This window comes from Nocardioides deserti (assembly GCF_014266025.1).
GTDB classification, from domain to species: Bacteria; Actinomycetota; Actinomycetes; order Propionibacteriales; family Nocardioidaceae; genus Nocardioides; species Nocardioides deserti.
On sequence record NZ_JACMYC010000004.1, the window covers coordinates 199466 to 220000 of the forward strand.

Genomic DNA, 20535 nt, shown 5'->3' on the forward strand with positions numbered 1-20535 from the left:
CCGCCGCCTCGTGCTGCCCAGCGTGCGCCGGGGCGCACGCTCAGCAGCACGAGGCCGGACGCGGGCAGCTTCACGACAGCTCGGTCATGATCGCCGGCACCTGGGAGGGGAGCTCGCGGGCGAGGTAGCCGAGCGGACCGACCGCGGCGGCCAGGCGCTCGCCACAGCGGGCGTGCACGTACCCGCCCCACGCGGCGGCCTGTGCCGGCTCGGCGCCCCGCGCGAGCAGTCCCGCGACGATGCCGGCCTGCACGTCGCCGGAGCCGGAGGCGCCCAGCCCGGGTCCGCCGCCCTCGACCGTCCAGGCGTCGCCGCTGGGGGTGACCACGTGCTTCTCGGTGCCGCCGCAGACGACGACGACCCGGCTGCGGGCGGCGACCTCGCCGGCGACGGCAACCGGGTCGGCGGCCACGTCGTCGTCCTCGACGCCGGCCGTCTGCGCGAGCTCGGAGGGGTTCACGGTGAGCACGGCGCAGCCCTCGAGGTGGTGCAGGCCGTCCGGGTGCGCGGTGAGGTACGCCGATCCCAGCGCGTCGAGGACCAGCGCGAGGTCGAGGCGGGGCAGGACGCCCTCGAGCAGCGCGACCGCGTCGTCGGGGTCGACGAACCCGGGGCCGGCGAGTAGCACGTCGGCGGAGCCGCAGTCGCCGACGACGGTGTCCGCGGCGCCGGGGTCGATCCGGCCAGCGGCGTTCGCGTCCAGAGGCACCACACCGACCTCGGGTGCCGCGACGGCGAGCGCGGGGACGACCTCGTCGATCGTGGCTGCGGTGACCTTGCCAGACCCGGCGCGCAGCGCGGCCTCGGCGGCGAGCAGCACGGCGCCCGGCGACCGGCGCGACCCGGCGAGCAGGACGACGCGGCCGCGCGCGTTCTTGTCCTCGCCCGGGTCCGGCAGCGGCCAGCCGCGCAGGAGGCCGGGGGTGACGATCCTCGGCACGGGGGAGGGCTCAGGAGGCATCGTCGGCCGCTCCTTGCGACTCCTCGTGGGTGACGTCGACGTCGATCCGGTCGACGGCCGTGGTGTCGGCGAAGGAGTCCAGCTCGAGGAACGAGCCCTCGCGACGGTAGGTCGTCACCGACGCGTTGGGGATCCGCATCCGGCGGTCGAGGTCGAGCAGGTCCGCCTCCTCGATGCCCTCCAGGACGTACCGGAACGTCATGATCACGGCCTGGTGGCTGAACAGCCACACCCGATCACCGTCGTACCCGTGCCGCAGGTCGGCCAGCAGGCCCCGCACCCGCTGCGCGACCGCGGCCCAGCTCTCGCCGCTCGGCGGCTGGTAGTAGAACTTGCCGAGCTTGTCGCGCCGCTCGGCCTCCTCCGGGTAGCGGCTGCGGATCCCGCGTCCGGTGAGCCCGTCGAAGACGCCGAGGTCGCGCTCACGCAGCCGCTCGTCGTGCTGGATGCCGAGGTCGAGGCCGTCCACGGTGATCGCCGCGGTCTCGGCCGCCCGACGGTAGGGCGAGCTGACCACGACCGTCGGCCGCGCCGCGTCGTCCCGCTCGCGCAGCCAGCGGCCCAGCGCCGCGGCCTGGTCGCGCCCGGTGTCGGACAGCTCGACGTCGGCGTCGCGCGCGGTCAGGTCGAGGACCTCCGCGCCGGCGTCGCGTGCCGCCGCGTCGGCCCGGTTGCCCATCGACTCGCCGTGCCGCACCAGCACCAGCTCCGCCGGCCCCTGCTCCCACCTCGGTCTCACGTCGCCTCCTCCAGCCGCACCTCCAGGGCGCCCCGAGTACCCACGCCGCCCTCTCGACACCCACCCGACCGCCAAGTCGGATCACGCCGCGTCGGCCGGGGCAGAACTTTCCCCGCCATGCGTTGTCAGGCGAGGACCGATGTGGCACGCTGCACACATCGTGAACCGACCGAGCGGTCGGTCTGTATTCGCCGAGCGAGGAGCCGCGCCGTGACGAACGATCCCGGGCCCGACCGCGAGCAGGTGCAGCGAGAGGTCTACCGCAAGGTCGTGACCATCCGCTTCGCCGAGCTGCGCATCCGCGAGCACGTCGAGAAGGAGGGGTTCGGCGGCTTCTGGCACCCCGGCATCGGCCAGGAGGGCCTCCAGGTCGGCGCGGTCAGCGCGATGCAGGACGACGACTACCTCTACTACGCCCACCGCGGTCTCGGCTACGCCTTCGCGAAGGGCATGCCGCTCGAGCCGTTGTTCGGCGACCTCCTCGGCCGGGCCAACGGGAGCACGCGAGGCAAGGGGGGCGGCACGGTCCACTTCGCCGACGCCTCGCGCCACGTGCTCGGCCAGGGCGGGACGCTCGGCTCGAACTTCGTCATGGGTGCCGGCACCGCGGCGGCCTCCCAGCTGCTCCGGGACGGGCGCGTCACCGTGGTGTTCTTCGGTGACGGCGCGTCCGGCCGCGGCACCTGGCACGAGGCCGCGCTGCAGGCGTCGGTGTGGAAGCTGCCGGTCGTCTGGATCTGCGAGAACAACGGGTGGGCGCTCTCGGCGCGGTTCACCGAGCAGAGCCCGACCGAGCACGTCGCCGACCGCGCCCCGGCGTACGGCATGCCCGGCGTCGTCGTCGACGGCCAGGACGCGATGGCGGTCCACGACGCGACGGCCGAGGCGATCGACCGCGCGCGCCGCGGGGAGGGCCCGACGCTGATCGAGGCCAAGACGCTGCGCATCCGCGGCCACTACGAGGGGGACCGCCAGCCCTACCGGGACGACCCGGTGCTGGGCGACGAGATCCCCAATGACCCGGTGCACCGCCTCGGCGAGAGCATCCCCGACGACGTACGCCGCGGCATCGACGCCGAGGCGCGCAGCCAGGTCGAGCAGGCCTTCGGCGCGGCGCTCGCGGCGCCGCGCGCGGACCGCTCGGTGATCTTCGAGGACGTGTGGGCATGACGACGACATCTGCGGCAGCAACGGGCGTGGCGGGCGGGACGGAGCGCGTCATCGGCTACTCCCGCGCCATCAACGAGGCGCTCGCGGAGGAGATGCGGCGCGACGAGCGCGTCTGGATGATGGGCCAGGACATCGGCCGCCTCGGCGGCGTCTTCGGCCTCACCCGCGGCCTGCTCGACGAGTTCGGCCCCCTGCGGGTCCGCGACACGGCGATCAACGAGACCTTCATCGTCGGCGGCGCCGCCGGCGCGGCGCTGGCGGGGACGATCCCGGTCGTCGAGCTCCAGTTCGCCGACTTCCTCTTCACCGCGGCCGACGAGATCTTCCACAAGCTGGCGAAGTGGCGGTACATGCACGGCGGGCAGTTCACGATGCCGGTCGTCGTCCGGCTGCCCAGTGGCGTGGTGGGCGGCGCGGGTGCCGAGCACTCCCAGAGCCTCGAGACCATCGCCATGCACGTCGCGGGACTCAAGGTCGCGGTGCCGGCGACCCCGTCCGACGCCAAGGGGCTGCTCAAGGCAGCGATCCGCGACCCCGACCCGGTGCTGTTCTTCGAGCACAAGGGCCTCTACCGCGTGAAGGGCCCCGTGCCGGAGTCCGACGAGCACGTCGTCCCCTTCGGGTCGGCGCGCGTCGCCCGGCCGGGCAACGACCTCACGGTGGTGGCCACCGGGCTGATGGTCGACCGTGCGGTCGCCGCCGCGGAGCAGCTGGCGCCTCACGGCATCGACGTCGAGGTGATCGATCCGCGCACGCTGGTCCCGCTCGACATCGACACCATCGTCGCCTCCGTCGAGCGCACGCACCGCCTCATGGTCGTGCACGAGGCGTCGCGGACCGCGGGGTTCGGCGCCGAGATCGCGACCCAGGTGCAGGAGCGCGCGTTCTTCGCGCTGGACGCGCCGGTGTGGCGCGTCTGCGGCACAGACACCCCGCTCCCGCAGGACCCCGAGCTCGAGCAGGCCTGCATCCCTTCCACGGACGAGATCGTCGCCGCGGCGCGCGCGCTCGCGGCCATCTAGGAGTCACGCAATGGCGCACGTCCTGATGCCCCGGCTGGGCGTCTCGGTCACCGAGGGCACGGTCTCGGCGTGGCTGAAGCAGGTCGGTGACCCGGTCGAGGTCGGCGAGCCGATCTGCGAGGTCGCCACCGACAAGGTCGACACCGAGATCGAGAGCACCGTCGCCGGTGTGCTGACCGAGCAGCTGTACGCCGTCGACGAGGTCGTCGAGGTCGGCGCACCGCTCGCGACGGTCGCCGCCGCCGACGAGGCCACCGCCGCCCCCGCGCCGGCCGCGCCGGAGCCGACCGCGCCGGAGCCGACGCCGTCGATCGTGCCGGACCCGGCCGGCTTCGGCGACAGCCCGGACACCGGTCCTTACCCGGAGCCGCCGGCGCCCGAGCTTGGGCCGAGGCCGGAGGGCGCCGACGACCAGTACGCCGTCGTCATGCCCCGGCTGGGCGTCTCGGTCACCGAGGGCACGGTCTCGGCGTGGCTGAAGCAGGTCGGTGACCCGGTCGAGCTGGGCGAGCCGATCTGCGAGGTCGCCACCGACAAGGTCGACACCGAGATCGAGAGCACGGTCGCCGGCGTCCTGGCCGAGCAGCGCCACGCCGAGGGCGAGGTCGTCCTCGTCGGTGAGCCGCTCGCGCTGGTGACCCCGGACGGCGCCCTGCCGAGCGCGGCTCCCGCCGCACCCGCGCCGCCGGCGAGCGAGCCGACGGCGGCCCCGGCCGCCGGAGCGGCGCCGACCGCCCAGCCGGCACCGCAGCGAGCTGCGCAGCCGTCAGCCACTGCCGGGCCGACCGTGCCCGGTCGACCGGCCGAGCTGCGGCCGGCACCTTTTGACCACACCGCGGCCGTCGACCGACTGCTGGCGACCGTGGCCCGCGCGGGCCGTCCGGTCGCCGCACCGTCCGCCCGGCGGCTGGCCGCCGAGCTCGGGGTCGACCTCGCCCTGGTGCCCGGCACGGGTGGCGGCGGGCACGTGACCCGTGCCGACGTCCAGCGCGCTGCGGAGCAGCCCGCTGCGGCGCCCGTGGTCGCCGCAACACCCTCGGCGGCCCCTGCGCCGGCCGCCCCAGCGGCGCCCGTCCCCGAGACCACCGGGCACCCGGTCGGGCCCGACGGGCTGCCGATCGGCTACGAGGACGTGCCGTACGACGCCGTCCCCACCAGCCGCATCCGGCGGGTGACGGCCGAGCACATGACGCGTTCGCGCCGCACGGCGGCACACATGACGACCGAGGTCGACGTCGACCTCGGGCTGCTCACCGACGTGCGCGCCCGGCTCAACGCCCACCGGGCGACCCAGGGACGCGGCAAGCTGTCGTTCCTGCCGTTCGTCGCGCGGGCGACCTGCGCCGCCCTGCTCGAGCATCCCGACCTCAATGCGACCTTCGAGACCGAGCGCCTGCTGCGGTGGGGCGAGATCAACCTGGGCATCGCCGTGGACACGCCCCGCGGCCTCATGGTGCCGGTGCTGCGCGGCGCCGAGCGGATGACCGTCGAGACGCTGGGGGAGGGGATCACCGACCTCGCCGCGCGGCTGCGCGACGGCAAGCCCGGCCCCGACGACTTCCGAGCGGGAACCTTCACGATCTCCAACCCCGGCTCCGTCGGCGCGGTCTCGGCCCCGGCGATCATCAACCAGCCGCAGGTGGCGATCCTGGGCATGCCGACCATCCAGCGGCGCCCCTGGGTCGTGCGCCTGGCCGACGGCCAGGAGACCATCGCGATCCGCCCGATCCTCCGGCTCGCGCTGACCTTCGACCACCGGGCCCTCGACGGCGCGGACGCGACCCGCTGCCTGGTCGACATCGGCCGCCGGCTCGAGACCTGGGACGTCGACGACTACCGCTGAGCGGAGCCGTCCGGGTACGACGACGCCCCACCGTCCGCGGGACGGTGGGGCGTCGTCGAACGAGAGGGTCGGCAGAGCCGGCGGGGCCGGTGCGCCCGATCAGGCCGGCGGGACGGCGCGCGCGGCCGCGGGCGTCAGCTGGTCGGTGCCGAGCCCGTAGACGAGGTAGTTCCAGAACTGGTAGGCCAGCTCGCGCGACCGCAAGCGGCCGCCGGGGCGGTACCACTGGTAGGCCCAGTTGCACATGCCGAAGGCCGCCAGGGCGGCCAGGTGCGGGTCCGCCTGGCGGAAGACCCCGGACTCGACACCGGCAGCGATGAGGTCCTCGACGATGCGCTCGTAGCGGTCGCGCTTGGCCTTGATCGGCCCGCGCGCCTCCGCCGGCAGCTCCCGGTGGTGCTCGAAGAACACCCGGACGTGCCCGCGGTGGGTCTCCATCAGCTCGAGGATGTCCGCCATGACCTCGAGGAGCAGCTGCTCGGCACGCAGGCCGGTCTCGCTCCGTGCCTCGTGGCGGTCGATCAGCAGGTCGATGAACTCCTCGTGGATGGCGTGGAGGATGTCGTCCTTGCTCGGGAAGTAGTGGTACAGGGTGGGTTTGGCGACCCCGACCTCCTTGGCGATGTCGTCCATCGTCGTGCTCGAGTAGCCGGTCTTGTCGAAGAGCCCGGCGGCCCGGCTGACGATCTGCTGACGCCGCTCGGTCGACGACATCCGACGTCGTGCTGCTCTGTCCACTGTCTTCACGTGCAGGCGTCCTTCCATGGCTGACGAGGGGACTCTAATGCCCGGACCGGAGAAAACCGACTCGTTGGTCGGGAAAACCCAGGACAAATCCGGTCGTCGGCCGACCGGTCGGCCGGTCTAGAACCGCGATCTGGTCTCGCCGCCGCCCCGGAGTGGCGCTGTTCCGCAGGTAAACGATCGGAAAATGTGAGCGCAGTCACCGGCAACCCCTTGACAGTGTGACCGGGGTTACCTAGCGTCCTCGCCATGCGAACCGACCGACGAGTCGGGCGGAAGGGGGCCTGCAGATGACCGAGCTCAGAAGCTCGTTCGGCGTCGACACCGTCGGCGCCGAGGCGCTGCTGGCCGACCGCTCGTGCGGCACCTGCGAGCCCTGCGCCGCCGGCGCGGCGCTGTGGTGCCGGAGCCCGCACGGCACGGCCCGGACCTCGAGCCCAGCGCTGCCCGGCGACGTCCTACCGGCGCTGCGGTCCGCCGTGCTGGCTGTCGCCGCCCTGCTCGAGGCGCCTGCCGCCCGCACCACGCTCGTGGTCGGCCACGAGGGGTCCGCGACGCTCGTGCTCGCCCGCCTGCTCGTCGACGGCACGGTCCTCGCCGCCCCGTCCGTGACCGACCCCGACCTCAAGGCGCAGGTCGCTGCTCGCGAGGCCTCCGGCCGGGCCTCGGTGGTGGTGGCGGCGGACGACGTCCGCTCCGCCGTCCGCGCGGTGCGCCGCGGCGGCCACGTGTGCGTGCCCGGCCCCGCCGCCGACCTGCCGAGCGTGACCGAGCTCGTCCAGCGCGAGGTCACGCTGCTCGCCCCGCAGCAGGTGACGAGCGTCCTCGAGCGCCTCACCGAGGCGGACTGGGCAGCGGCCGTCGCCGCGGCCCGGACAGCCGCCTGAGCCGGCGCCCGAGCCGGAGCCGGAAGACCCCCGAACCGACCTGACCAGCACCACCCGAGACCCCCGCACAGCAACCAGGAGGAAGCACATGGGCCGCACAGCAGATGGCAAGTGGTCGGACGAGTGGACGCCGCCGGTGTTCTCCGTCGATGCCAACGGCAAGGTCATCGGCTACGTCAACGACCGCACTCCCAACAACTGGGGGCGTTGGGGCGACCTGGACGAGAAGGGCACGGCCAACCTGCTCACCCCGGAGCGCGTGGCCGCGGCCGCGAAGCTCATCGAGACCGGCAAGGTCGTCAGCTGCGCGATCCCCCTGGACAGCACCGGCCCGGTCCACCCGACGCGCACCGGCGTCGTGCACCTCTACGGCTACACCGGGTCCGACTTCGTCGCCGGCACCAAGGCCGGTCAGGACTACCCGAACTTCCAGGGCACCGACGACTACATCTTCATGCCGCTCCAGGGCAGCACGCAGTGGGACGGCCTGTCCCACTTCTTCTACAAGGACACGATGTTCAACGGCTTCTGGATCGGCAACGTCGAGTCCTACGCCGGCGCCCGTCGTGGCTCGATCCACCAGATGAAGGACACGCTGGTGGGCCGGGGCGTCCTGCTCGACCTGCCGAAGTTCAAGGGCGTCGACCGCCTCCAGCCGCAGTACGGCATCACCCCCGACGACCTCGACGCGTGCGCCGAGGCCCAGGGCGTGACCGTCGGCGAGGGCGACATGCTCGTCATCCGCACCGGGCACGTGCCGTGGTACTACCAGCTCGAGGACAAGATGGAGTACTGGAAGGTCGGTGCTCCGGGCATCACCCGTGCCGTCGTCGACTGGCTCGCGGAGAAGGACGTCGCCTCGCTGGCGATGGACAACATCGCGGTCGAGGTCGAGCCCCACGAGGAGCCCTTCGAGCACGTCTACCCGCTGCACGCCCGCCTGATCCGCGACCTCGGCCTGACGCTCGGCGAGGTGTGGTGGCTCGAGGACCTCTCCGCCACCTGCGAGGAGCTCGGCCGCTACGAGTTCTTCCTCTCGGCGCCGCCGCTGAACGTGACGAACGCGTCCGGCTCGCCGGCGAACCCCGTCGCGGTCTTCTGAGCCGAACCGCCCGCGCCCGACGCCCGGGCCGGCCCGCCCTGCACCACGGGCCGGCCCGCGCGTCGCGCGTCACCCACCGCCACGAACCACGAGGACACCCACGCATGCACACCACGCAGCACGACAGCGAGCTGGCCCGCAGCCGCAGGCTCGTCCTGGGCGAGATCCTGGCGCGCAACGCCCGCCGCGCGCCCGAGCGGACCGCCGTCGTCTTCGAGGACGCCTCCCTGACCTTCGCCGAGCTCGACGAGCGGACCAACCGCCTCGCCAACGCCCTGGCCGACCGCGGCGTCCAGCACGGCGACAAGGTCGCGGTGCTGATGTACAACCGGCTCGAGGTCGTGGAGTCGTTCTTCGCCTGCCAGAAGCTCGGCGCCTGCCCCGTGCCCGTCAACTTCCGCCTCGCCCCGACCGAGCTGGCCTACATCCTCTCCGACTCCGACGCCGTCGCGGTCCTCACCGACGACGAGCTGACGACCGTCGCGCTGGAGTCGACCGACGGCCTCGCCGCGGTGCGCCTCGTCGCCACGACGGGTACGCCGCAGGGCCGGGCCGAGTCCTACGAGGAGCTGCTCGCCGCCGGCTCGGCCGAGGCGCCTGCTGCCGACGTGGACGAGGACGACCTCGCGTTCCTCATGTACACCTCGGGCACGACCGGCCGCCCCAAGGGCGCGATGCTCACCCACCAGAACCTGGTGTGCAACACCATCAACTGGATCCTGGAGATGGAGGCACGGCCGGGCGACACCTGGCTCTCGGGCCTGCCGCTGTTCCACATCGGCGGCGTCAACGGCCTGCTGCCCTTCATCTACCTCGCCGGCACCTGCATCATCACCCCGTCGACCGGCTTCGACCCCGAGGAGTCGCTCCGGCTGCTGGAGAAGCACCAGCCGGACATGTGCTACTTCGTGCCGACCCAGTGGCAGCAGATCTGCGAGCACCCGCTGGCGGCGAAGATCGACACCACCAACCTGCGCCGCGCGCTGTGGGGTGCCTCCCAGGCGCCGCCGAGCACGCTCGAGCTGCTGGTCACGACGTTCCCGAACGTCGGCATCGTCAACGCCTTCGGCCAGACCGAGATGTCGTCGAACACCTGCTTCCTCAAGGCCGGTGACGCGGTGCGCAAGATGGGCTCGGTCGGCCTGCCCGCCGTGAACGTCGAGGTGCGCATCGTCGACGACGAGGGCCGCGACGTGGCCCCGGGCGAGGTCGGCGAGATCGTCTACCGAGGCCCGACGGTGATGAAGGGCTACTACAAGCTGCCCGAGGCCACCGCGGACGCGTTCCGCGGCGGCTGGTTCCACAGCGGCGACCTGGTCCGCCAGGACGACGAGGGCTTCATCTACGTCGTGGACCGGGTCAAGGACATGATCATCAGCGGTGGGGAGAACATCTACCCCGCCGAGGTCGAGCGCGCCGTCGAGCGGCACCCGGCCGTCCGCGAGGTCGCGGTCGTCGGCGTCCCGCACCCGCGCTGGGTCGAGACCCCGGTCGCGGTCGTCGTGGCCGCCGGCGACGAGCGGCCCAGCTCCGAGGACGTCCTGGCGTTCCTCAAGAGCGACCTGGCGTCGTACAAGAAGCCCTCCGCCGTGGTCTACGTCGACGAGCTGCCGCGCAACGCCTCGGGGAAGATCCTCAAGCGCGACCTGCGGGACAGCTACTGGGAGCTCTTCGCGCAGACGGGGCAGACCGAGTGAACGCCGCCGTGCCCACCCGCACCGACGAGCGCGGGATCCGCCACTACGACGTGCCGCTGCCGGTCGACCTGGTCGACATGCTGCGCCGCACCGTCGCGGCGCGCGGTGACCACCCGGCGTTCGTCACCCCGTCCGGCCGGACCACCTGGGCCGAGATCGGTGGAGAGGTGGACGGGCTCGCCCGCCGCCTGCGGGGGGCCGGCGTCACCGAGGGCGACCGCGTGGCGGTGCTCGCCGGCAACGGCCTGCCCTTCACCACCGCCGTGCTCGCCACCTGGGCGGCCGGGGCGGTCGTCGTCCCGCTCAACCACCGGCTGACGGCCGCCGACCTCGCGGTCCTCGTGGGCGACAGCGGCCCCGGCCTGCTCCTGGTGGGGCCGGGCATGACGGAGGCCGCGGCCGCGACGTGCGCCGCGGTGTCCGCCGCGCCCCGGGTGGAGGTCGTCGACGCCGACGGCCGGTTCCTCGCCGGGGGGCCGGAGGCCGACCTGCCGGCCGACACGCCGGGTACGGACGCGCCCGCGGCGATCATGTACACCTCCGGCACGACCGGCCGCCCCAAGGGCGTGGTGATCAGCCACGGCAACGCGCTGCAGAACGCCGTCACCTGCACCACCGTGATCGGCCGACGTCCCGAGGACGTCGAGCTGGTGATGGTCCCGCAGTTCAACATCACCGGGCTGTGCTCCCAGACCGTGCCGGTCGTCCTGCTCGGCGCCACGGCGTACCTCCTCGACGGCTTCGAGGCCGGCCGTGCCCTGGCCGCGGTCCGCGAGCACGGCTGCACCTCCACGGTCGGCGCTCCGACCATGTGGTGGCGCCTGCTCGGGCACGCCGAGGAGACCGGCGACGACGCCCTGGCCGGCTTCCGGCTGGCCCTGTTCGGCGGCGCGCCGATGCCGACCGCGCTGTTGGAGCGGATGCGGGCAGCGATGCCGCAGGCGACGCTCGGCAACGGCTTCGGGATGACCGAGACCTGCTCGATGATCACCTACGTCGGCGGCGAGGACGCCGTGCGGATGCCGCACACGGTCGGCCGGCCGCTGCCGCTGACCGAGCTGCGGCTGCGCCGCCCCGGCGCCGGCGACCAGGACGCCGCCCCGGACGAGGTCGGCGAGATCGTCGTCCGGGGCGGCCAGGTCGCCCTCGGCTACTGGACCGCCGACGGCATCGCGCCCCTGACCGACCCCGACGGCTGGATCGCCACCGGCGACGCCGCCGTCCTCGAGGACGGCTTCGTGGTCCTGCGTGACCGGCTCAAGGACGTCATCAAACGCGGCGGCGAGTCCGTCTTCAGCTTCGAGGTCGAGAACGTCCTCCACCAGCACTCGGGAGTCCTGGACGCCGCCGTCGTCGGCGTGCCGGACGAGCAGTACGGCGAGCGCGTGGTCGCCCACGTCGTCGCCACACCGGGGTCCGGCCTCACACCCGACGAGGTCCGAGCCTTCTGCCGCGAGCACCTCGCCCACTACAAGGTCCCCTCCGTGGTCGAGATCCGGGACGAGCTACCGCGCAATCCCGGCGGCAAGGTGGTCAAGGCCCTCCTCCGCGACGGCTGACCGCCACCCGCTCGCCACGTCAGCAGCACCGTCCACCTCCACCTGCACACCACCAGCACACCACCCGGACACCTGGTTCCACCCTGCCCTGAAGGAGCACGGAATGAAGCGCACCATCCGCCTGACGGCGGCCGCCCTGGCGGTCTCCCTCTCGCTCGTCGGCTGTTCCATGGACAGCGACGACGAGTCGTCGAGCAACGGCAACAGCGGCGACAACAGCAGCAACGGCGACTCCGGCCAGGCCGCAGGGCCGGTCGAGGACCTGTCCATCGGCTTCGTCGCGGTCAACCTCAACTCGCCCAGCATCAACGGCATCAAGGACCAGTTCGTCGAGGCCGCCGAGGAGAAGGGCTGGACGGTCGAGGTCTTCGACGGCCAGGGCGACCAGGCGGCCACGAACAACGCCGCCAGCGACTTCATCAGCCGCGGCGTGGACGTCATCGTCAACAACTCCTCGCCCAACGCCCAGATGACCGGCGTGATGAAGGAGGCCGACGCGGCCGACATCCCGTTCGTCTCCATCTACGGCGGCTTCGTCGAGGGCGTGGACGCCGAGATCGGCACGAACGAGTTCATCAACAGCTCGCTGATGACCGCCGAGATGGCCAACCGCCTCGAGGGCAAGGGCCGGGTGGTCAAGCTGAACTGGACCGTCCTCCAGGCGCTGCGCGACCGCGACGCCGGCTTCGACGCCGTCATGAGCGAGAACCCCGACATCGAGGTCGTCCGCGAGATCGAGGTCAAGGTCCCCGGCCAGGTCGAGGACTCCTACGACCAGCTGACCAACCTGCTGCAGTCGGACAAGAACATCGACGCGATCTGGCTCGGCTGGGACGAGCTGGCCCCCTCGGCCGTCCGCGCCATCGAGGAGGCCGGCCTGGAGGACAAGGTCTTCGCGGTCGGCTTCGACGGCAACTCCTTCGCCTGGGACCTCATCCGCGAGGGCTCGCCGTACAAGATGGAGCCGGCCAACCCGTTCCCGCTCATGGGTGCCAAGGCCATCGAGACCATCGAGACGATCGTCGGCGGCGGCACGCTGCCCAGCAAGGTCGTCTACATGAAGCCCTGCCTCGTCAACGAGCAGACCGTCCCCGCCGAGGGCGAGGAGCCGGACTGGGAGAACTGCGCGTTCTTCCCCGGCGAGGTCTGAGCCGCATCCACCACCGAGCGACAGGCAGCTGACGTGACGACGACACAGAACGAGCCGGGGCGGGAGTCCGCCGCCCGCCCCGGCCCGCTCCTGAGGGTCCGCGAGGCGGTCAAGGACTACCCGGGAACCCGGGCCCTGGACCACATGGACTTCTCCTTGGAGGCGGGGGAGGTCCACGCGCTCCTCGGCGAGAACGGCGCCGGCAAGTCCACCCTCATCAAAGCCCTGGCGGGCGCGATCGCGCTGACGTCGGGGACCGTCGAGATCGACGGCTCGAAGGTGGAGGTGCGCAACCCGCAGCAGGCCCAGGCGCTGGGGATCTCGGTCGTCCACCAGCACGGCAACCTCGTCCCGGAGCTCTCCGTGACCGAGAACGTGCTGATGGTCGAGGGCCTCGGCCGGCGCATCGGCGTCCTCGTCGACTGGCGCTCCGCGCACCGTCGCACCCGGGCGCTGCTCGACCGGGTCGGCCTGCCGGACCTGGACCCGCACCGCGAGGTCTCGAGCCTCGGTGCCCACGAGCAGGCGATGGTGGCCGTCGCCAAGGCGCTGGCCAGCAACGCGCGGGTCATCATCCTCGACGAGCCGACCACCTCGCTCCAGCCCGCAGAGGTCGACACGCTGTTCTCGCAGATGCGTCGCCTGGCGGAGGAGGGCATCGGCTTCGTCTTCGTCACCCACCGGCTCAACGAGGTGTTCAAGGTCTGCGACCGGATCACCGTCATGCGGGACGGCGGGCTGGTCGGGACCTGGCAGGCCGCCGAGCTCGACCACGACAGCCTGGTGGACCAGCTCGTCGGCGCGGAGAAGGCGATCGCCCACGAGGCGTTCACCGCGACCGCGCCGCCGCGCGAGGTCGTGCTGGAGGCACGGGGCCTGCGGGGAGACGTCCTGCGGGGCGTCGACCTGCAGGCCCGGGCGGGGGAGGTCGTCGGCATCGCCAGCCTGCCCGGCGAGGGCGCCGGCGAGGTCGTCGAGTCGTTGTACGGCATGCGCCGGGTCCACGGCGAGGTGCTCGTCGAGGGCACCCCGCGACGGATCCGCAACCCGCAGCAGGCGGTCGCGGCCGGCATGGCTCTCGTTCCGCGGGACCGGCTCGCCCAGGGCCTGGTCAGCGACCTCTCCATCCGCGAGAACGCCACCCTCGCCTCGACGAAGTCCTACCGGACCGACCCGGTGCTGCGCCTCATGCGGCGGGGCCGGGAGCGCAGCGAGGTCGCCGAGGTCATGGCGCAGCTGAGCTTGAAGAGCGGCGGCCTCGAGAAGGAGGTCCGCACGCTCTCGGGCGGCAACGCGCAGAAGGTCGTCATCGGCCGGTGGCTGCTGCGCCGGGCCAAGGTCTACCTCCTCGACTCGCCCACCGCAGCGGTCGACGTCCACACCAAGGGCGAGATCTACGGCCTCGCTCGCAGCCTCGCCGACAACGGCGCCGCTGTCGTCTTCACCTCCACCGAGCTCGAGGAGTTCGTCCGGGTCTGCGACCGGGTCCTCGTCCTGCACGACGGAGCGGTCGTCGGCGAGCTCGCCGGCGACGACATCACCGTCAACTCGATCATGCGACTGTCCTTCGGGAGGAAGAGTGTCTAGCTCGACAGCAGTGGCCGAGTCGCCCCAGGCGACCGGCCCGCGGCGCGAGACGTCGACGAGCGACAAGCTCATCGACGTCGTCAGCCGCTACGGAACCATCGCCAGCCTGGTCGCGTGCGTCGCGATCTTCAGCCTGCTGAAGCCCGACGTCTTCGCGACCAGCCAGAACTTCTTCAACATCCTCAACCAGGTCTCGATCCTCGGGATCATCGCGCTCGGCCTGACCGTCGCGCTGGTGCAGGGCCTCTTCGACCTGAGCCTCGCCGGCATGGCCACCCTCGGTGGTTACCTCGCCTGCAAGTGGCTCGCGGAGGGCACCTTCGGCAGTCCCGCGGTCGCCGTGCTCGTCGTCCTCGCGCTCGCCCTGGTCATCGGCGCCTTCAACGGCGTCGTGGTCGCCTACGGCGGTGTGTCGGCGTTCATCGTCACCCTCGCCGTCGGTTCCATCCTCACCGGCGTCGTGCTCGGCGTCTCGGACTCCCAGACGATCCTGTCCGGGATCCCCGACGGCTTCCTGATCATGGGCCAGGGCGAGATCGGCCCGATCCCGATGCCGGTGGTCTTCCTCCTCATCGTCGCCGTCGTGCTCTACGTCTTCCTCGAGCAGACCCAGCTGGGCCGCCACATGTACGCCATCGGTGGCAACGCCGAGACCGCCCGCCTCTCCGGCATCCCGGTCAAGCGCTACGCCCTGCTCGCGCTCGGCATCTCGGCGGCCTGCGCCGCCCTCGGCGGCATGATCGTGGCCGCGAACCTCGGCGTCGGCCGCCCGCAGGGCGTGGGCGACACCTACCTGCTCGACTCCTTCGCCGCGGCGTTCATCGGCGCCTCGACGCTGCGCCCCGGCCGCTTCCACATCCTCGGCACGGTCATCGGCGTGCTGCTGATCGGCGTCATCAACAACGGCCTGTCGATCATGGGCGTCGAGACCTTCTGGCAGTACGCCGTGCGCGGCATCATCCTGCTCCTGGCCGTCTTCGCCGCGAGCTTCCTCGTCATGAGGCGCCGATGAGTGCGCAGCAGCCCCGGGTCGTCGTCGTCACCGGCGGCGCCCGGGCGGGTGGGATGGGCCGGGCCATCGCGGAGTCGTTCCTGCGGCTCGGGGACACCTTGGTGCTCTCGGACGTGGGCGCGCCCCTGGCCAGTCACCCCGACTACGAGGTCGCGCCGCCGGACCACCTCGCGACGGCCGCCACCGAGCTCGCCGAGCTCGGGACGGTCACCGCGGTCCCGTGCGACGTGACCGACGAGCAGCAGGTGGCCGCGCTCTTCGACGCCGCCGTCGCCGAGCACGGCCGCGTCGACGTGGTCGTCAACTGCGCCGGCCTGGCGATCGGGCTGTCGCCGGTCACCGAGCTCACGCTCGCCGACTGGCAGGTCAACATCGACGTCATGGCGACCGGCGCGTTCCTCGTCGCCCGTGAGGCGGCGCGGCGGATGGTGCCGCAGGAGAGCGGGCGGATCATCACGATCGCCTCCCAGGCGGGCAAGACCGGCCAGCCGCTGCTCGCGGCGTACTCCGCTGCGAAGTTCGCGGTGGTCGGGCTGACCCAGTCGATGGCCGGCGAGCTCGGCCAGCACGGCGTCACGGTCAACGCGATCTGCCCCGGCACCATCGACACCCCGCTGCTGGCGGTCAAGGGGGGCGTCTACGAGACCTTCTCCGGCGCCGCCGGCCGCACCGAGGAGGACTACCGCAGGCGGCTGGCCCGCCAGATCCCGGCGCGTCGCTTCGGCACCCCCGAGGACGTCGCCGCGGCCGCGGTCTACCTGGCGTCCGAGGGCGCCTCCTTCGTCACCGGCGAGGCGCTCAACGTCACCGGCGGACAGGAGATGCACTGACATGTCCCATCCGTTGGGGGCCGTGCTGCACGCCCCGCGCGACGTCCGCACCGAGCCGCTCGAGCAGCCCCCGGTCGGCCCGACCGACGTGCTCCTCGACGTCGAGGCGTGCGGCGTCTGCGGGTCGGACCTGGCCTCCTACGCCCACGGGCACTACGTCGAGCCGGGGCAGGTGATGGGCCACGAGCTGTCCGCGACCGTGGCCGTCGCCGGCGCGGCGCTCGGGCTCGAGCCGGGCACGCGGGTCGCGGTGCGGCCGATGCGCTCGTGCGGCGAGTGCGCCTACTGCCACGACGGCGACACCCACCTCTGCGGGTCCACCGCGGGCCGCTCGCTGGGCTACGGAGCGCAGGGCGCCTTCGCCGAGCAGCTCCACCTGCCCGACGTGGTCGTCGGCCGCGACGTCGTGCCGGTCCCGGCCGCCACGGACCCCTTCGACCTGCTGTGGGCCGAGCCGCTCGCCGTCGCGCTCCACGCCGTCGGCCTGGCCGCGGTCAACGCGGGTGGGCACGTCCTCGTCACCGGCGCGGGCGCCGTGGGGCTGACCGTCACGGCGGCGGCCCTCGCCCGCGACCTCACCGTCCACGTCGTCGAGCCGGTCGAGCACCGGCGCGACGCCGCGGCCCGGCTCGGAGCGACCACCTCGGCGCCCGGCGAGCCGACCGGCGCGGCGTCGTACGACGCCCTGCTGGACGCCTCGGGCGTGCCTGCCGCCGTCACGGCCGCGCTGCCCCTGCTCGCACCGGCGGCCCCCGTCGTCCTGGTCGGGCTCAACGACGCCGCGGTCCCGTGGCCGGTGGGCGCCCACCGGGTGACCGGGTCCTTCGGGTACGTCGACACCGACTTCGCCGCCGCCGTTGACCTGATCGTCTCCCGTCGCGTCTCGCTCGCCGAGCTCGTCACCCACCGCTACCCGCTCGACCAGGCCGACCGCGCGCTCGACGCGCCCCGGCCGGAGGACCACGTCGTCAAGGCGGCCATCGTGCCGCGCGCCTGACCCTCGTCTCCGCACGCCCCCCACCACCACGCCCGACCGGGCGCGGTGCCGCGGCCCTGTGCCCGCGGCACCCGTAGCTAGGAGTCCGTCATGACCATCCCCTCCACCACGCGACCGGGACAGCACTCGTCCTCGGTCACCTTCGACCTCACCGACCAGCGCGTGTGGGTCACCGGTGCCAGCCGCGGGCTGGGCCGGGCGATGGCGCTCGGCTTCGCCGCCGCCGGCGCCAGGGTGGCCCTGACGGCGCGGTCCGCGGACACGGTGCAGCAGGTCGCGGACGAGATCGAGGAGCTCGGTGGCAAGCCCCTGGTCCTGGTCGGGTCCGTCTCCGACGGTGCCGCCGTCGACGCCGCGGCCGCCACGATCGCCGAGAGCTGGGGCGGTCTGGACGCGCTGGTGAACTCCGCCGGCGTCAGCCCGATCTTCAAGCGCGCCGAGCTCGTCGACGAGGACGAGTGGCGCCACGTGCTCGACGTCAACGTCACGGGCTCGTTCCTGTGCGCCCGGGAGGCGGGGAAGCTGATGCTGGCCGGCGGCCGTGGCGCCGTCGTCAACATCTCCAGCATCCACGGCCAGGTCGGCATGGAGCGGATGGCGGCGTACGCCGCGAGCAAGGGTGCCGTGGACGCCCTCACCCGCACCCTCGCGCTGGAGTGGGCCGAGCGCGGCGTGCGGGTCAACACCCTCTCGCCGGGCTACTTCGAGACCGACATGACCGAGGGGCTGCGCGGCCACGACAAGTGGCGCGGACACCTGCTCGGCAAGATCCCGCTCGGGCGCTTCGGCATCCCCGAAGAGCTGGTCTCCGCCGCGCTCTTCCTCGCCTCCGACGCGTCCGGCTTCATGACCGGCGCGAACCTGGTCGTCGACGGCGGCTGGACCGCGGCATGAGCGAGGCCGCAGCCGGCGTCTGGGAGACCCTCTACACGACTCGGGCGATGCGCCGGATGCGGCCCGACCCGGTGCCGCTGGAGGTGCAGGCGCGGATCATGGACGCCGCGGTGCGCGCGCCCAGCGGCGGCGACACCCAGGCCTGGCGGTTCCTCCTGGTCGACGATCGCGAGGTCGTCGGGCGGCTCGCCGACCCCTACCGCGAGGCGGTGGCGCTGCTGTGGCGTGGGCACTACGCCGCGCAGGTGGCGGCCGCCGAGGCCGACCCCGAGGCGCCGTCGTCGGTGCGGTTCTGCAAGCTGCGCGCCAGCGTGCAGCACCTCGCCGACCACTTCGAGCAGGTGCCGCTGCTGTTCTTCGCCTTCTCCCGCGGCGACCGGGACGGCAGCTCCACCTACCCCGCCGTCTGGTCGGCGATGCTGGCCGCCCGCGCGCAGGGCGTCGGCAGCGGGATGACCAACGTGCTCGACGTCTTCCGTCCCGACTCCACCAAGGCCGTCCTCGGTGTGCCGCCGGACCGCGGGTGGACCCTCGCGGCGACCGTCGCGATGGGCTACCCGATGGGCCGGTGGGGCGTCGCGCCCCGCCGACCCGCGCACGAGGTCACCTACCGCAACCGGTGGGGCGAGCCGGCCGGCTTCGAGACCCCGGAGCCGCTGTGGTCCCCGGGCCGCACGTCGTGAGCGCGCCCGTCCCGATGCTCGGGGCGAGCCCCGTCTCCATGCCGATCGCGGGCCCCCTCTACCCGCCGCCGCCCTACGAGTTCCGCGGCGCGCGCCAGACCTGGGTGGTCTACGAGGCCGACCCGACCGGCCTGGCGGCGTACCTCCCCGAGGGCGTGGAGCCGGACAGCGACCCGGCCGTCTGCGCCGCCTGGGCGTGCCACTACCCGACCTCGACGTTCGGGCCGTACCTCGAGGCCTACCTCGTGGTGCGCGTGCGGGTGGGGGAGGAGCGGTTCTGGTACCAGCCGGTCATCGTCACCGACTCCGAGGCGCCGATGGCGGCCGGTCGCGAGCTGTGGGGCTACGGCAAGAAGCTCGCCCACCTCACGTGGTCGGGTCGTGGCAGCGGCGGCCCAGGCACCGAGCAGCTCGCGATGACCGTCGAGCGGCCGCGCGGCGTCCGGCTGATGACGCTGACCATGCAGCCCGAGCGGCTGCTGCCGCCCGAGGAGCTGCTGTCGCTGGAGACCGCCGAGCTGCTGCCGACGCTCAGCCACCGCCTGCTGCCGGCCTCCGAGCCGGGCCGCCCGCCGGTCGTCGACGAGCTGGTCGCGGTCGACGTGCGCGCCCGCTCGCACCGCGGCGCCGACGGCCGGCTCGAGCTGTGGCGCGGACGGGGGGCCGTCGAGCTCGGCTCGGCGAGCGCCGCCGACCCGTGGCACGTGTTCGCCCCGGTGCGGGTGCTCGACGCGTTCACCTCGACCACCGACTTCACCCTGCCGCTCGGCCGGGTCGTGCCTCGTCCCTGAGCCACCCACCCGAACCGGACGAACCGAGACGAACCGAACCGAACCGAGCCGAACCGAACGAAGGAGAACCCATGGGCTTCCGCAGGTCACCCGAGGAGGTCGCCGCCGTCCAGGCGACGCTCGCCGACGTCGAGTTCGTCGGCGGCGAGTCGCTGAGCGTCGACTTCCTGACGCACCCGGAGACGATCCGCGACATCCTGCCGGCCGATCTGGACCCGGGCGCGGAGCCACGGATCACGGTCCAGGTGAGCCGCTGGCGCAGCAACTGCGTCGGGGACTTCGCGGCGTCCGCGGTCTACGTCAGCGCCAGCCACGACGGCGTCGCCGGCGACTACGTGCTCACGATGTTCATGGACAACGACGTCCCGATGCTCTTCGGGCGCGATCTCTACGGCGAGCCGAAGAAGATCGGCACGTCCACGCTGTGGCGCAACGACGGCCACATGACCGGCATCCTCGAGCGGCGCGGGACCACCCTGGTCCGGATCGAGGCCGACCTCGGCCCGGACCGCGGCCCGACCGAGGTCCTGGGGCGCAACTTCAACGTGAAGTACGAGCTCGAGCCCGGCGCGCAGGCGCTCGCCGGCCCGCCGACGCTGACGATGGCGGAGTTCGCTCAGCGCACCACGCTGGTCCGCAAGGGACCCGCGACCCTCGAGCTGACCGGCACCGTCCACGACCCGCTCGACAGCCTCGAGGTGCTGGAGCTGCGCGACGCGGTCTACGTCGAGACCGGCATGAAGGCGAGCTGTGTGCCGCTGGGAGAGATGGACGCGGACGCGTTCCTGCCGCTCGCGCTCGGCCGCTCCGACCACTGGCCGGCGCTCAGCACCGCGCGCCTGCCCGCCTGACCGCCTGATGCCCGGG

19 protein-coding genes are annotated in these 20535 nt (G+C 72.9%); 16 read left to right on the top strand and 3 right to left on the bottom strand.

What is annotated here, in order from left to right; all coding sequences use genetic code 11:
- Positions 1-70 precede the first annotated feature (70 nt).
- Positions 71-961 carry an ADP-dependent NAD(P)H-hydrate dehydratase gene (locus tag H7344_RS08855; protein WP_186345656.1) on the bottom strand — a complete coding sequence of 297 codons (891 nt, stop codon included), beginning with the start codon at positions 959-961 and terminating at the stop codon, positions 71-73.
- Complete coding sequence (locus H7344_RS08860) at positions 951-1700, bottom strand: histidine phosphatase family protein (protein ID WP_222130434.1); 750 nt, start codon at positions 1698-1700, stop codon at positions 951-953. Before H7344_RS08860 ends, H7344_RS08855 begins: the two co-directional genes overlap by 11 nt.
- A 210-nt stretch (positions 1701-1910) precedes the next feature.
- On the opposite strand from H7344_RS08860, the gene H7344_RS08865 reads away from it, so the two are divergent.
- The 3 genes from H7344_RS08865 to sucB are packed head-to-tail and all read left to right on the top strand — an operon-like array spanning position 1911 to position 5735.
- Complete coding sequence (locus tag H7344_RS08865; RefSeq protein WP_186345657.1) at positions 1911-2870, top strand: thiamine pyrophosphate-dependent dehydrogenase E1 component subunit alpha; 960 nt, start codon at positions 1911-1913, stop codon at positions 2868-2870.
- Complete coding sequence (locus H7344_RS08870) at positions 2867-3892, top strand: alpha-ketoacid dehydrogenase subunit beta (protein ID WP_186345658.1); 1026 nt, start codon at positions 2867-2869, stop codon at positions 3890-3892. Before H7344_RS08865 ends, H7344_RS08870 begins: the two co-directional genes overlap by 4 nt.
- 10 nt (positions 3893-3902) lie before the next feature.
- Entirely contained in the window at positions 3903-5735 is a 1833-nt protein-coding gene (gene sucB, locus H7344_RS08875; RefSeq protein ID WP_186345659.1) for a 2-oxoglutarate dehydrogenase, E2 component, dihydrolipoamide succinyltransferase, read from the top strand.
- 99 nt (positions 5736-5834) lie between these two features.
- Here sucB and H7344_RS08880 read toward each other — a convergent pair whose 3' ends face one another.
- Positions 5835-6449, bottom strand: a complete 615-nt coding sequence (locus H7344_RS08880) for a TetR/AcrR family transcriptional regulator (RefSeq protein WP_222130435.1) — start codon at positions 6447-6449, stop codon at positions 5835-5837.
- 320 nt (positions 6450-6769) lie between these two features.
- On the opposite strand from H7344_RS08880, the gene H7344_RS08885 reads away from it, so the two are divergent.
- From H7344_RS08885 to H7344_RS08945, 13 genes are all read left to right on the top strand, one after another.
- Entirely contained in the window at positions 6770-7366 is a 597-nt protein-coding gene (locus H7344_RS08885) for a lysophospholipid acyltransferase family protein (RefSeq protein ID WP_186345661.1), read from the top strand.
- Between the two features lie 88 nt (positions 7367-7454).
- Positions 7455-8468 carry a cyclase family protein gene (locus tag H7344_RS08890; RefSeq protein WP_186345662.1) on the top strand — a complete coding sequence of 338 codons (1014 nt, stop codon included), beginning with the start codon at positions 7455-7457 and terminating at the stop codon, positions 8466-8468.
- 104 nt (positions 8469-8572) lie between these two features.
- Entirely contained in the window at positions 8573-10165 is a 1593-nt protein-coding gene (locus H7344_RS08895) for an acyl-CoA synthetase (RefSeq protein WP_186345663.1), read from the top strand.
- Positions 10166-10173: 8 nt separating this feature from the next.
- Positions 10174-11724: a class I adenylate-forming enzyme family protein gene (locus H7344_RS08900; protein WP_186345664.1), complete on the top strand. Its 1551-nt coding sequence runs from the start codon at positions 10174-10176 to the stop codon at positions 11722-11724.
- Positions 11725-11827: 103 nt separating this feature from the next.
- On the top strand, positions 11828-12874 hold the full coding sequence (locus tag H7344_RS08905) for a sugar ABC transporter substrate-binding protein (protein WP_186345665.1): 1047 nt from the start codon (positions 11828-11830) through the stop codon (positions 12872-12874).
- 33 nt (positions 12875-12907) lie between these two features.
- Positions 12908-14461 (top strand): sugar ABC transporter ATP-binding protein, encoded by a 1554-nt coding sequence (locus H7344_RS08910; protein ID WP_186345666.1) that lies wholly within the window; start codon positions 12908-12910, stop codon positions 14459-14461.
- 10 nt (positions 14462-14471) lie between these two features.
- Positions 14472-15473, top strand: a complete 1002-nt coding sequence (locus H7344_RS08915) for an ABC transporter permease (protein ID WP_186345667.1) — start codon at positions 14472-14474, stop codon at positions 15471-15473.
- Positions 15470-16303: an SDR family NAD(P)-dependent oxidoreductase gene (locus H7344_RS08920; protein WP_186345668.1), complete on the top strand. Its 834-nt coding sequence runs from the start codon at positions 15470-15472 to the stop codon at positions 16301-16303. The genes H7344_RS08915 and H7344_RS08920 overlap by 4 nt, the downstream gene beginning before the upstream one ends.
- A gap of 1 nt (position 16304) precedes the next feature.
- Entirely contained in the window at positions 16305-17300 is a 996-nt protein-coding gene (locus H7344_RS08925) for a zinc-dependent alcohol dehydrogenase (protein ID WP_186345669.1), read from the top strand.
- 90 nt (positions 17301-17390) lie between these two features.
- Positions 17391-18194, top strand: a complete 804-nt coding sequence (locus tag H7344_RS08930; RefSeq protein ID WP_186345670.1) for an SDR family NAD(P)-dependent oxidoreductase — start codon at positions 17391-17393, stop codon at positions 18192-18194.
- Positions 18191-18877: a nitroreductase family protein gene (locus H7344_RS08935; RefSeq protein ID WP_186345671.1), complete on the top strand. Its 687-nt coding sequence runs from the start codon at positions 18191-18193 to the stop codon at positions 18875-18877. The genes H7344_RS08930 and H7344_RS08935 overlap by 4 nt, the downstream gene beginning before the upstream one ends.
- Positions 18874-19668, top strand: a complete 795-nt coding sequence (locus H7344_RS08940) for an acetoacetate decarboxylase family protein (RefSeq protein ID WP_186345672.1) — start codon at positions 18874-18876, stop codon at positions 19666-19668. Before H7344_RS08935 ends, H7344_RS08940 begins: the two co-directional genes overlap by 4 nt.
- A gap of 71 nt (positions 19669-19739) precedes the next feature.
- Positions 19740-20519, top strand: coding sequence for an acetoacetate decarboxylase family protein (locus H7344_RS08945; RefSeq protein ID WP_186345673.1), 780 nt, complete (start codon positions 19740-19742; stop codon positions 20517-20519).
- The last annotated feature ends 16 nt before the right edge of the window (positions 20520-20535 follow it).